Here is an 11,795-nt window from a genome sequence, read left to right as displayed (position 1 = left end):
TGATAAAACACCTAATCTTATCCCTTGATTCACAACAATTTTAAAAAGGATCTGCCATGAAAAGGACCTCCCTTGCCCTGGCGCTGACCGGCCTGCTGCTCACCGCACCGGCATTCAGCGAGCAAGCCACCGATTTAGTCGCCCCGGAAGGGGCCACGGGTTTACAGCATAGTGCCCAGGTCACAGGCAAAGACTGGATGATTGCAACGGCCAACCCTTATGCCAGTGATGCCGGTGCCGCCATGCTGGCCAAAGGCGGTAATGCTATTGATGCCATGATTGCTGCACAGCTGGTGCTGGGCCTGACCGAACCGCAGTCCTCCGGCTTGGGTGGCGGGGCTTTTCTGGTGTACTGGGACAGCGAGAAAGATGCTCTGACAACCTTCGACGGCCGTGAAACGGCACCAGCGGAAGTCACACCTCAGCTTTTTCAGGATAAATCCGGCAAACCACTGGCCTTTTACGATGCGGTGGTCGGCGGGCGTTCCGTCGGTACCCCGGGCACCGTCAAGCTGCTGTGGCACACCCACCAGCGCTTAGGCAAACTGTCGTGGAAAGATCTGTTCGAACCGGCGATTAAACTGGCCCGGGATGGTTTTACCGTCAGTCCGCGTCTGGCGCAGCTGATCCGGGAAGACAGTGAACGCCTGCAGCGCTTCCCGGCGACCAAAGCTTATTTTTTCCCGGGCGGCCAGCCGCTGAAAGCCGGTGATACCCTGAAAAACCCGGCCTATACCGATACCTTGCAGCAAATTGCTGAACGGGGTGCCAGTGCCTTCTACCACGGCGACATCGCCAAAGACATCGTGAAAACAGTACGTCAAGCCACGGGCAATCCGGGGGTCCTGAACACCATGGATCTGGCCACCTACACCGTGAAAGAACGTCCGGCCGTGTGCGCCCCTTACCGCCAGTACGAGGTCTGCGGCATGGGACCACCCAGCTCCGGCGCACTGACACTGGGTCAGATCCTCGGTATTCTCAGCCATTACCCGATGAAAGAACTGGGCCCGAACAAAGCCCTGAGCTGGCATCTGCTTGGCGATGCTTCCCGGCTGGCCTTTGCCGACCGTGGCCGCTACATGGCCGACAGTGATTTCGTTCCGATGCCGACCGAAGGGCTGCTGGACAAAAACTACCTGCAACAGCGCGCCGGCCTGCTGAAAAGCAATCAGGCGCTGAAGGAAGTGAGTGCCGGCTTACCGCCATGGACTCACGCCATGAACTACGGACTGGATAACGCGATTGAACTACCGTCAACCAGTCATCTGGTGATCGTCGACAAAGACAGAAACGTGCTCTCCATGACCACCACCATTGAGAACGGATTCGGCTCCCGCCTGATGGTGCGCGGCTTCCTGCTCAACAACGAGCTGACCGACTTCTCCTTCAGCACCCATGACAACGGCATGCCGATCGCCAACCGGGTCGAGCCGGGCAAACGGCCGCGTTCATCGATGGCACCGACCATCGTGCTGAAAAACGACAAGCCGGTACTGGCCATCGGTTCACCGGGCGGCAGCCAGATCATCGGCTATGTGGCCAAAACGCTGGTCGCCCACCTCGACTGGGGACTGAGCCTGCAGCAGGCGGTTGATCTGCCGAACATGAATAACCGGTTTGGTCCGTTTGAGCTGGAACAGGGGACCAGTGCTGAGCGCTGGGCACCGGAGCTGGAAAAACTGGGCTTTGAAGTCCAAATCAAACCGCTGAACTCCGGAGTCCAGGCCATCGGTCTGTTCCGCGGCCAGCTGAACGGGGCCGCCGACCCACGCCGGGAAGGCAAAGTGGTCGCGCAGTAAGCGGCCTTATTCCGCGACTGCGATCAAAAACGCGCCGGCCTCCTGAGGAGATGGCGCGTTTATTTTTAAGATAAGTCAGTGATGACTTACATCGCTTCCAGTTTGGCGTACTGAGTCACCAGCCACTTGATCCCTTCACCATTGAAAGCAACCTGCACCCGGCTCTGAGCACCACTGCCTTCAAAGTTGATGATGGTGCCTTCCCCGAATTTCGGGTGCTGGACCCGCTGCCCGAGGCTGAAACCGGTCTGATTGAAGTTCTCGTTGACCTGCGTCTGGCCGAATCGACCACCGGTTGACGGACGGGAGACCTGTGCCTTCATCCGCACTTCCTCGACAAATTCTTCCGGAATTTCGCGCACGAAACGCGACACTTTGTGGAAATTGTCCTTACCGTACAGACGACGCATCTCGGCGTGTGTAATGTAAAGTTTTTCCATCGCACGGGTCATGCCGACATAACACAGACGACGCTCTTCCTCGAGACGTCCCGGCTCTTCAGAGGTGCGGAAACTCGGGAACATCCCTTCTTCCACGCCCACCATGAACACCATCGGAAATTCCAGTCCTTTGGCGCTGTGCAGCGTCATCAGCTGTACCGCATCATCAAAATCATCGGCCTGTCCTTCACCGGCTTCCAGCGCCGCATGCGACAGAAACGCAGCCAGCGGACTCATCTCCCCGGCTTCCTCCGGCACCTCAAACTGACGGGTGGCAGTCACCAGCTCTTCCAGGTTTTCAATCCGGGCCTGCGCTTTCTCACCTTTTTCCTGCTCATACATTGCCCGCAGTCCGGAAGAACGGATCACTTCATCGGTCTGCTGATACAGCTGCATCTCCCGGGTGTCGTCTTCCAGTGCATTGACCAGTTCGACAAAACGACGCAGTGAGTTGGCAGCCCGGCCGGCCAGGACTTTCTCATCCAGCAAAGCGACACTGGCCTGCCACAGAGTAGTGCCGCGATCCCGGGCCGCCATCCGGATAGTATCCAGCGTCCGCTCTCCCAGTCCCCGGGCTGGGGTGTTCACCACCCGCTCAAACGAGGTATCGTCATCGCGGTTGGCAATCAGGCGCAGATAAGACAGCGCATCCTTGATTTCCTGACGTTCGAAGAAACGCATACCACCGTAGATCCGGTAGGGCATCCCGGCCTGGATCAGCGCCTCTTCCAGCACCCGCGACTGAGCATTGCTGCGGTACAGCATCGCCGTGTCATTCAGTGCGCCGCCGCTGTCCTGCCAGCCTTTGATCTTACCGACCACAAACCGGGCTTCATCCAGCTCGTTAAAGGCGGAATACACTGAAATCTTTTCGCCCTCACCACCTTCGGTCCACAGATTCTTGCCCATCCGCTCATTGTTATTGGCAATGAGCGCATTGGCCGCCTGCAGGATATTGCCGGTCGAACGGTAGTTCTGCTCCAGGAAGATACTGGACGCACTGGTGAATTCCTTCAGGAAACGCTGAATATTTTCGACTTTGGCGCCTCGCCAGCCGTAAATCGACTGATCGTCATCGCCCACGATCATCACGTGGCATTCTGGCCCCGCCATCAGGCGCAGCCAGGCAAACTGAATGTTGTTGGTATCCTGGAACTCGTCTACCAGAATGTGCTTGAAACGGGCCTGATAATGTTCGCGGATGTGCTTGTTGTGCTTGAGCAGTTCAAATGAACGCAGCAAGAGTTCGGCAAAATCGACCAGTCCGGCGCGGTCACAGGCTTCCTGATAGGCGGTATAAACGCGCAGCCAGGTCTGCTCGACCGGGTCGTTGAAGGTCTCGACATGCGACGGACGCAGTCCCTCATCTTTCTTGCCGTTGATATACCAGGCCGCCTGACGGGCCGGCCACTGTTTCTCGTCCAGATTCTGCGCTTTGATCAGGCGGCGCAGCAGACGCATCTGATCATCGGAATCGATGATATTGAAATCTTCCGGCAGCCTGGCATCCAGATAATGGGCGCGCAGCATACGGTGACTCAGGCCGTGGAAAGTCCCGTTCCACATCCCGGCACAGTTTCCCTGCATCAGCGCGTTGATCCGGCCGCGCATTTCTGCCGCGGCTTTGTTGGTGAAGGTCACCGACATGATGGAGAAAGGCGAGGCTTCTTCGACCCGCAGCAGCCAGGCAATCCGGTGCACCAGCACCCGGGTTTTTCCGCTGCCGGCCCCGGCCAGAACCAAATGATTGCCCAGCGGTGCCGCCACCGCTTCGCGCTGTTTGTCATTGAGACCATCTAACAAGAGTGAAACGTCCATCGCCTTTCTACTGGTTATTTATACACTGGCGGTGATTATAACAGCTCAGACAGAGAATGCCCGCCCTGTCTCATGCTGAGTCTCGTCCGGCCCGTCGGCCTCAATTTTCCGACGTCAGCACCACTGCAGCACAGAACGGCCGCACAGAAAAAATTCACTTCGTCTGAAATTTCTTTCAGCCCCTCCCTTTCTATAGTGGGTAAGAGCACCTGATGCGTTTCACCTCAGCTTCCAGGACTAACGCTCGAAAACCGCAACATTTGAACTGTCTGATATCAAGAGGAATGATGATGAAAAAGAGCAATCTCGCCTTAGCCACCGCTGTCTCTAGCCTGCTGATCCTGGCTGGTACTGCCCCTGCCGTCGCAGCTGACAGCGGTGCGAAAGAAAAATGTTATGGCGTCGCCAAAGCCGGAAAGAATGACTGCGCCACCAAAACCGGCTCCTGTGCCGGAACCGCCAAAATGGACGGTCAGAAAGATGCATTTATCATGGTGCCCAAAGGCCTGTGTGATCGTCTGGCTGGCGGCAGCACCCAAAGCAGCAAATCATGACCAATGATTGCGCCTTTCAGCAGGTTGGGGTTGGCCTGAGAGCCCCCCACCTGACTCTTTTTCGCGACATGGCACAGCCTCCGGTCGGCTGGCTGGAAGTCCACAGCGAAAACTACTTCAACCCGGAGAGTCCGGCACGCCAGACCCTCAGCCAGATTGCTGAACAGTTCCCGATCAGCTGTCACGGCATTGGCTTATCTCTGGGGTCTGCCGATCCACTCAACCGCCGTCACCTGACCCAGCTCAGGCATCTGGTTGATGACCTCTGCCCCATGGCTGTCTCTGATCACCTGAGTTGGAGTTCCGTCAACGGCCTGTACCTGAACGACTTATTGCCCATCCCATATACCGAAGAAGCCCTGAACGTGGTCTGCGACAAAGTCTCGCAGGTCCAGGACACTCTCGGACGCCAGCTACTGGTAGAAAACCCGTCGAGCTATCTCAGCTTCCGTCATGCTGACTATACGGAATGGGATTTTCTGAGCCGGGTCCAGCAACAGACCGGCTGCGGACTGCTGCTCGATCTCAACAACATTTATGTCAGCAGCTTTAACCACGGCTTTGAGTGCAGGGCCTATCTCGACGCCATCAACCCGGCTGCGGTGAAGGAAATTCATCTGGCCGGATTTACGGTCCGGAAACTGGATCAGGGCGAGATTTGGATCGACACCCACAGCCGTCCGGTCAGCGAACCGGTGTGGCAGCTATATCGCGACTGGGTCCGTCAGCACGGCGCCGTCCCGACCCTGATTGAATGGGATCTCGACATTCCGCCGCTGGCGGTTCTGCTCGGCGAAGCGGACAAGGCCCGGCAGATCCTGCGCGAAACAGCACAGGAGGTCTCGCATGAACGCCGTCAAGCCTGACGGGCCGGATCTGGCAACGCTGCAAACCAGCTTTGCCCGGGCCCTGCATTACCAGCCCAGCGAAATCACGGATCACATCACGCCACATGCCTTGCGTGCCGAACAGCAACTCCAGATCTACCGCAACAATTTCATTATCGGCCTGACCGAAGTGCTGGAAGCCACCTACCCGGCCGTGAAAGCCGTCGTCGGAGAAGCATGTTTTTCCGCACTGGCCCGGCAACACATTCTGACAGTCCCGCTTGAACAGGGCGATGTGATCCATTACGGATGTGGCCTTGAGAACACCATCGCCGCACAGGAGGCACTGCACCAGTCGGTCCCGTATCTGGCCGATCTGGCCCGGCTGGAATGGCTGGTGGACCGGGCTGCACAGCTCACGCCGTCCGGTCAGGATTTCCCGCTGGAGAAACTGCAAGATCTGACCGAAGCACGGCTGGCACAGGCTCGGCTGGTTCCGAATTCCGGCTGCGGGCTGCTCGACAGTGACTATGCGGTTGCTCAATTGTGGCAGGCGATTCGCGACGATGATCTGGACACGCTGGAGCATCTGGACATTCGACAGCCGCAATCGGCCATCGTGTTGTCCGGCCCCAGGGTGATCACCACCACAGCGGCAGGCACGGCGCTGGTCGAACTGACCCGACAACATCGACCACTGAGCCAGGCCACCCCGGAGATGCTGGCGCTGCTGGGCGAACTGATTTCGCAGCAGGTGTTTATCAATATCCGCTATCCTGATGACACAGAAGCATCAAACTGAGGGACTGATATGTTTTATCTGATTAAAGACATCGATACCCAGTTCAGCCGGGCGCTGACACCCATTACCCCGTTACTGCTCCTGCTGACCCGGTTGTGGGTCGCCTGGGTGTTTTTCAATGCCGGAATGCTGAAGTTCCAAAGCTGGGACAGTACCCTCTATCTGTTTGAATACGAGTATCAGGTCCCGCTGATCCCCTGGCGCATCGCGGCCTATCTGGGTACAGCAACTGAGCTGATTGTGCCCGTTTTTCTGGCGCTGGGTCTGCTGACCCGCCCGATGGCACTGCTGCTGTTCATCTTCAATATGATTGCGGTGGTCTCTTATCCGCTGCTGTGGGAGAAAGGATTCTTTGACCACCAGCTGTGGGGCATGATGCTGCTGGTGAATGTGTTCTGGGGAGCGGGTCTGCTGTCGCTCGATCATCTGGCCGGCCGGGCACGCAAACCCAGCCGTCTGATGGAATAAATTCAGACCAGCGTCAGCAACTGATCCAGCGTGTGAATTTCAACGTCCGGCAACCACTTGGCTTTTGTTTCCTGACGCATTTGCCGGTGCTGATCGTTCAGCCAACATGCCTGAAAACCACAGCGCCGGGCACCGCCGACATCGGTCTCCAGATGGTCGCCGACATGGAGGATATCCTGCGGCGCCACGCCCAGCAGAGCCTGTGCCTGCAGAAACAAATCCGGCTCCGGCTTCGACAGGCCATCGCGGCCCGCTACCAGCACCCGGGAAAAATACTGACCCAGACCAATCTTATCGGCATCCACGTTGCCGTTGGTAATCGCCAGCAGCGGCACCCGGGTTGCCAGCTCACCCAACACCGCGTGGGTCAGCGCCGGCACATCGACCTGATTGCGCACCGTCAGTACCACACTGAGCCCTTCCTCACTGGCGGCACTTGCCTGCTGCGCAGAATAACCCAGCTGCATCAGTCCGGTCCGCAGCATTTCCCGTCGCCAGGCCGTCACGTCATGACGCAGCATCGGATTCTCCTTCGCCAGCCGGAACTTGAGCCGCTGCCAGTCCGCCGGGGTCAGATCGCGGGCGACCGGATGCGAAGCCGCAAGCCAGTCGTGCATCGCCTGTTCTGCCCGCAGGATCACCGGATGGTTGTCGTACAGGGTATCGTCCAGATCGAAGGTCATCGCCTTGGGCGAACGAAAACTACGGTAAAACTGCATGACAACGGCTCCTTTCCTGCCTGGACTTATTTACGTTTTTTGGCCCGGGGATGGGCCTGATCGTACACCTTCGCCAGATGCTGGAAATCCAGATGGGTGTAGATCTGTGTGGTGCTGAGATTCGCGTGGCCGAGCAATTCCTGCACCGCCCGCAGGTCACCGCTTGATTCCAGCATATGAGTGGCAAAACTGTGGCGCAGTTTGTGCGGATTAATATGGCTCGATACGGCCTGTTTCTGGCCCCATTCTGCCATCCGCTTCTGAACATTACGGTTTGAGATCCGCTGACCCAGTTTGGAAACGAACAACGCCGGTTCACCGGGTGCAGCTAACTGGCCTCTGACTTTCAGCCAGATCCCGACCCATTCCCGGGCCTGGCCCGCGAAAGGCACGATCCGCTCTTTGTCCCCTTTACCGATGACCCGCAGATCGCCCTTGCTCAGGCTGATGTCTTTGACATTCAGCCCGACCAGTTCCGACAAACGCAGTCCGGCCCCGTACATCAGTTCCATGATCGCGCGGTCGCGTACCGACAGCGGGTCGTTTTCGTCCACGCTGAGCAACTGATCCATTTCATCGACATCCAGATTCTTTGGCAGCGGACGGGATTTCCGCGGCGCCGAAACCCCTTTGGCCGGATTAGCTTTGATCTCGCCCTGATGCACCAGATAATCCAGAAAGCTGCGCAGCGCCGACAGCCGCATGGCCAGACTGCTGGCCTTGAGGCCGTCACGCATCCCTTTGCTGGCGACCTGACGAACCCAGCCGGCATCCACCGACCTCCAGTCTGACACGCCCAGCTCGCACAACTGTTCGGCCACAGTCGTCAGCTGACGCTTGTAGTTCTGCTGGGTGTGCAGGCTCAACTCGCGCTCACTGCGCAGGTACTCGTAAAAACGTTCCAGCGATTTGGTCAGACTGGCGGGTAAACTCACTCAATCACCTCCCGGCTGTATTCCCAGTGCCGGATTAAACGCGCCAGTACCCCGGCCATCTGTTCGACAAACAGGGTATCCATGTCCGGCTGAAAGTGGCCGCCGTCCCGGCTGGCAAAACTCAGGATCCCATCCGGCCGCTCCGGCTCGCCCAGCGGCAGCACCACAAAGGAGCCCAACTGAGGCGGCTGGTGAAACAACAGCTCACTCTCTGCTTTACGCAAACGGCCCAGATAAACTCCCCGCGGGTTAAAACGGGCGCGGCGAAATCCCTCAAAGGCTTGCCGGCTCAGATAAAGTTTATTATCCAGACTGTCGAACAGCCGCACGCTCACGCTCAGATCCAGCTCAACGGCCAGCTCAGTCAGCACACTGAGAGCCTGATAAATATTGTGGGTCTGAAACAGCCGCTGCTGTGCCTGGGCAAATGAGGCAAACAAAGTACTGTTGCTGGCAGCCACCACCATCATGGTATCGATCTGCTTTTCCAGCTCAGCGACTTTATGGCGCAGACGTTCCATCTGCCGCTCCACCAGCGACACCGTACCGCGCTCCGGGTGAGGCAGTCGCAACTGCTCCAGCAACTCGGGCTGGTGCAGAAAAAAATCCGGGTTTGATGCTAAAAAGGCCACCACCGCCTCTTGGTTCAGCGGTGCGGCCTCGTCGTCAACCGGGGATTGATCCAGTTGGTTAATATCCGTCATATCTCTTGGTTTGGTTAGGCTCGGCGGAGGCTTCAGCCGCCGCCGGCAACTTGCCAGTCACTCTGGTTCAGAGAGTGAGCTGACCATCAAACACATGGGCGACCGGTCCGGTCATATACAGCGGCTGGTCATCACCAGCCCAGCGAATGTGCAGGTCCCCGCCCGGCAGGCTGACCGTGACGTTGCTGTCCAGCAGCCCCTGCCGCTGACCAATCGCCACTGCCGCACAGGCACCACTGCCGCAGGCCTGTGTTTCCCCGGCACCCCGCTCATAAACCCGCAGCCGGATGGCGGAGCGCGACAGCACCTGCATGAAACCGACATTCACCCGCTCCGGGAAACGTTCATGGCTTTCCAGCAAGGGTCCCAGCGTTTCGACTTCAGCGGTATCGACGTCATCGACCACGGTCACACAGTGCGGATTTCCCATACTGACTGCGCCGCAGAAGATCGTATTATTTTCAGCCCGGAGGATATAGGTTTTCTCTTCCTGTTTGGCTGAAAACGGGATCTTTTCCGGAGTAAACTCAGGCAATCCCATATTCACCGTCACCTGATTGTCGTTTTCCAGCTGCAACATCATTTTGCCGGACTTGGTACTGACCGAAATCCGGTATTTGTTGGTCAGCCCTTTCATCGACACAAAGCGGGCAAAGCAACGGGCACCGTTGCCACACTGCGAGACTTCGCTGCCATCCGCATTGAAAATACGGTAGTGGAAGTCCGTCTCGGGATCATAAGGCGGTTCCACGACCAGTAACTGGTCAAAACCGACCCCGCGATGCCGATCTGCCAGACGCCGGATTGCGTCCGGTGAAAAGAAGATGTTCTGGGTAACACAGTCAACGACCATGAAATCATTGCCCAGACCATGCATCTTGGAAAATTGAAACTGCATCGGCGTTCTCTCGTTCCGGGTTAAGGCAACAGGTGTTCAGACTGCCACAGCTGGCTCAGGGTCTCGCGCTCACGCACCACATGCGCCTGCTCGCCATCAACCATGATTTCCGCCACCCGCGGACGGGTGTTGTAGTTTGAAGACATCACAAAACCATAGGCACCGGCAGAACGCACGGCCACCAGATCGCCCGGTTCCAGTTTCAGCAGCCGTTCTTTACCAATGTAGTCTCCGGTTTCGCAAATCGGACCCACAAAGTCATATTCCATCGGCTCGCCGTCACGCGGCACCACAGGCACAATTTCCTGCCAGGCGTGATACAGGGTCGGGCGGATCAGATCGTTCATGGCCGCATCGACAATCGCGAAATTCTTGTGTTCCGTATGCTTGAGGTATTCCACCCGGCTGACCAGCACACCGGCATTGGCAGCAATTGCGCGGCCCGGCTCAAAAATCAGTTCCAGATCCATGTGATTTTCCAGCCGCTCCAGCAAAGCTTTGGCGTAGTCTGACGGCAGCGGCGGCTGCTCATTGCTGTAGGTCACGCCCAGACCACCACCAACATCCAGGTGTTTGATCACGATACCTTCCGCTTTCAGGGTATCGATCAGCGCCAGCAGGCGATCCGTGGCATCAATGAAAGGCGCCATCTCCGTCAGCTGCGAACCGATATGGCAGTCCATCCCAATCACGTTCAGATTCGGCAGACTGTGTGCCAGACGGTACACTTCCGGTGCCCGGTCAAAGGCAATCCCGAACTTGTTGTCACGCAGACCGGTGGAAATATACGGGTGGGTTTTCGCATCAACATCCGGGTTGATCCGCAGCGAGACCGGCGCAATCTTGCCCATCTTCGCCGCGACCTGGTTCAGACGCTCCAGCTCAGGTTCGGACTCTACATTGAAACACTTAATGTCCAGTTCCAGCGCCCGGCGCATTTCCGCCGCCGTTTTACCGACCCCGGAAAACACCACTTTCGACGCATCACCGCCCGCGGCAATCACCCGCTCCAGTTCACCCACAGAAACGATATCAAAGCCGGAGCCCAGTCGCGCCAGAATATTCAGCACACCCAGGTTGGAGTTGGCCTTCACGGCATAACAGACTAAATGCGGATGGTCCGCCGCCGCACTGTCGAAGGCACGCCAGTGGCGCTCCAGCGTTGCACGGGAGTAGACATAAAGCGGGGTGCCAAAACGTTCAGCCAAATCAGTGAGGGCAATCTCTTCGGCGTATAGCTGACCGTCTTGCTGATAATTAAAATAATCCAATGTGATCTCTTCCCTGTTATGGCCGCGGTTATTCGGTTTGTTCGTTGTTCTGGGTGTCATCGGCCGGCATATACAGCGGGCCGCTCTGGCCACAGCCTGCCAGCGTCAGCACGGTCAGGATAAATGTTGTGATTAAACCTTTACGCATTTTCAAAGCCAGTGATAATGATTGCAATGCCCTCTATAATCGCACCCACACTAGGAAAAGCAATAGGACTAACAGGATGAACGATACTGAATTTCATAAACTGGCTGATCAGGTACTGATGCATATCGAAGAAGGCATCGACCAGTCCGGTGCAGATATCGAGTATGAAACGACCGGCAATGTACTGACTCTGGAGTTTGAAAACCGCAGTCAGATCGTCATCAACCGCCAGGAACCACTCCATGAGATCTGGGTTGCATCCAAATCAGGCGGTTACCACTTCAAGTATAACGACGGCATCTGGCACTGCACCCGCAGTGGTGAAGAACTGATTTCGCTGATCAAGCGGGAATGTTCGTTGCATGCAGAAGAGAAAGTCGACTGGTAACAGTCTCCGGCGCGTCAGCTG

13 protein-coding genes are annotated in these 11,795 nt (G+C 57.2%); 6 read left to right on the top strand and 7 right to left on the bottom strand.

Annotated features, from left to right (window positions below):
* Nucleotides 1–56: 56 nt before the first annotated feature.
* Nucleotides 57–1,802, top strand: a complete 1,746-nt coding sequence (gene ggt / locus SPK40_RS19735; RefSeq protein WP_330961637.1) for a gamma-glutamyltransferase — start codon at nucleotides 57–59, stop codon at nucleotides 1,800–1,802.
* Between the two features lie 86 nt (nucleotides 1,803–1,888).
* Here ggt and uvrD read toward each other — a convergent pair whose 3' ends face one another.
* Nucleotides 1,889–4,060, bottom strand: a complete 2,172-nt coding sequence (uvrD, locus tag SPK40_RS19730) for a DNA helicase II (RefSeq protein WP_330961636.1) — start codon at nucleotides 4,058–4,060, stop codon at nucleotides 1,889–1,891.
* A gap of 290 nt (nucleotides 4,061–4,350) precedes the next feature.
* On the opposite strand from uvrD, the gene SPK40_RS19725 reads away from it, so the two are divergent.
* From SPK40_RS19725 to SPK40_RS19710, 4 genes are read left to right on the top strand one after another with little or no spacing between them, the layout of a single operon-like run.
* Complete coding sequence (locus tag SPK40_RS19725; RefSeq protein ID WP_330961635.1) at nucleotides 4,351–4,614, top strand: BufA1 family periplasmic bufferin-type metallophore; 264 nt, start codon at nucleotides 4,351–4,353, stop codon at nucleotides 4,612–4,614.
* The gene (gene bufB / locus SPK40_RS19720; RefSeq protein ID WP_330961634.1) at nucleotides 4,611–5,480 is read left to right on the top strand and encodes an MNIO family bufferin maturase; all 870 of its coding nucleotides are present in this window, start codon (nucleotides 4,611–4,613) and stop codon (nucleotides 5,478–5,480) included. The genes SPK40_RS19725 and bufB overlap by 4 nt, the downstream gene beginning before the upstream one ends.
* A complete protein-coding gene (locus SPK40_RS19715) occupies nucleotides 5,461–6,243 on the top strand; it encodes a DNA-binding domain-containing protein (protein ID WP_330961633.1) in 783 nt (260 codons plus the stop codon). Before bufB ends, SPK40_RS19715 begins: the two co-directional genes overlap by 20 nt.
* Before the next feature lie 9 nt (nucleotides 6,244–6,252).
* Entirely contained in the window at nucleotides 6,253–6,711 is a 459-nt protein-coding gene (locus SPK40_RS19710) for a DoxX family protein (RefSeq protein ID WP_330961632.1), read from the top strand.
* Between the two features lie 2 nt (nucleotides 6,712–6,713).
* On the opposite strand, the gene yigB is transcribed toward SPK40_RS19710, so the two are convergent.
* The 6 genes from yigB to lptM form a co-directional block, all read right to left on the bottom strand.
* Complete coding sequence (yigB, locus tag SPK40_RS19705) at nucleotides 6,714–7,430, bottom strand: 5-amino-6-(5-phospho-D-ribitylamino)uracil phosphatase YigB (protein ID WP_330961631.1); 717 nt, start codon at nucleotides 7,428–7,430, stop codon at nucleotides 6,714–6,716.
* Between the two features lie 26 nt (nucleotides 7,431–7,456).
* Nucleotides 7,457–8,365, bottom strand: a complete 909-nt coding sequence (gene xerC, locus SPK40_RS19700) for a tyrosine recombinase XerC (RefSeq protein WP_248144644.1) — start codon at nucleotides 8,363–8,365, stop codon at nucleotides 7,457–7,459.
* On the bottom strand, nucleotides 8,362–9,069 hold the full coding sequence (locus SPK40_RS19695) for a DUF484 family protein (RefSeq protein WP_248144643.1): 708 nt from the start codon (nucleotides 9,067–9,069) through the stop codon (nucleotides 8,362–8,364). The genes xerC and SPK40_RS19695 overlap by 4 nt, the downstream gene beginning before the upstream one ends.
* A 67-nt stretch (nucleotides 9,070–9,136) precedes the next feature.
* Nucleotides 9,137–9,967, bottom strand: a complete 831-nt coding sequence (gene dapF, locus SPK40_RS19690; RefSeq protein WP_248144642.1) for a diaminopimelate epimerase — start codon at nucleotides 9,965–9,967, stop codon at nucleotides 9,137–9,139.
* Between the two features lie 20 nt (nucleotides 9,968–9,987).
* Nucleotides 9,988–11,238 carry a diaminopimelate decarboxylase gene (gene lysA / locus SPK40_RS19685; RefSeq protein ID WP_330961630.1) on the bottom strand — a complete coding sequence of 417 codons (1,251 nt, stop codon included), beginning with the start codon at nucleotides 11,236–11,238 and terminating at the stop codon, nucleotides 9,988–9,990.
* Nucleotides 11,239–11,266: 28 nt separating this feature from the next.
* Complete coding sequence (gene lptM, locus SPK40_RS19680; protein WP_248144640.1) at nucleotides 11,267–11,386, bottom strand: LPS translocon maturation chaperone LptM; 120 nt, start codon at nucleotides 11,384–11,386, stop codon at nucleotides 11,267–11,269.
* A 76-nt stretch (nucleotides 11,387–11,462) separates the two neighbouring features.
* Between lptM and cyaY the strand changes: the two genes are divergently transcribed.
* Nucleotides 11,463–11,774 (top strand): iron donor protein CyaY, encoded by a 312-nt coding sequence (gene cyaY, locus SPK40_RS19675; protein WP_330961629.1) that lies wholly within the window; start codon nucleotides 11,463–11,465, stop codon nucleotides 11,772–11,774.
* The last annotated feature ends 21 nt before the right edge of the window (nucleotides 11,775–11,795 follow it).

Source organism: Photobacterium sp. 53610 (assembly GCF_036409375.1).
In the GTDB taxonomy this organism is placed as follows: Bacteria; Pseudomonadota; Gammaproteobacteria; order Enterobacterales; family Vibrionaceae; genus Photobacterium.
Note: the sequence above shows the minus strand (reverse complement) of the source record. Positions and strands in the feature narration are given on the sequence as shown.

Excerpts from the sequence above, each read along its gene's own strand:
- cyaY (WP_330961629.1), top strand. The coding sequence starts at position 11,463 with ATGAACGATACTGAATTTCATAAACTGGCTGATCAGGTACTGATGCAT.
- lptM (WP_248144640.1), bottom strand. The coding sequence starts at position 11,386 with ATGCGTAAAGGTTTAATCACAACATTTATCCTGACCGTGCTGACGCTG.
- dapF (WP_248144642.1), bottom strand. The coding sequence starts at position 9,967 with ATGCAGTTTCAATTTTCCAAGATGCATGGTCTGGGCAATGATTTCATG.
- ggt (WP_330961637.1), top strand. The coding sequence starts at position 57 with ATGAAAAGGACCTCCCTTGCCCTGGCGCTGACCGGCCTGCTGCTCACC.
- SPK40_RS19725 (WP_330961635.1), top strand. The coding sequence starts at position 4,351 with ATGAAAAAGAGCAATCTCGCCTTAGCCACCGCTGTCTCTAGCCTGCTG.
- SPK40_RS19695 (WP_248144643.1), bottom strand. The coding sequence starts at position 9,069 with ATGACGGATATTAACCAACTGGATCAATCCCCGGTTGACGACGAGGCC.
- bufB (WP_330961634.1), top strand. The coding sequence starts at position 4,611 with ATGACCAATGATTGCGCCTTTCAGCAGGTTGGGGTTGGCCTGAGAGCC.
- SPK40_RS19715 (WP_330961633.1), top strand. The coding sequence starts at position 5,461 with ATGAACGCCGTCAAGCCTGACGGGCCGGATCTGGCAACGCTGCAAACC.
- yigB (WP_330961631.1), bottom strand. The coding sequence starts at position 7,430 with ATGCAGTTTTACCGTAGTTTTCGTTCGCCCAAGGCGATGACCTTCGAT.
- uvrD (WP_330961636.1), bottom strand. The coding sequence starts at position 4,060 with ATGGACGTTTCACTCTTGTTAGATGGTCTCAATGACAAACAGCGCGAA.
- SPK40_RS19710 (WP_330961632.1), top strand. The coding sequence starts at position 6,253 with ATGTTTTATCTGATTAAAGACATCGATACCCAGTTCAGCCGGGCGCTG.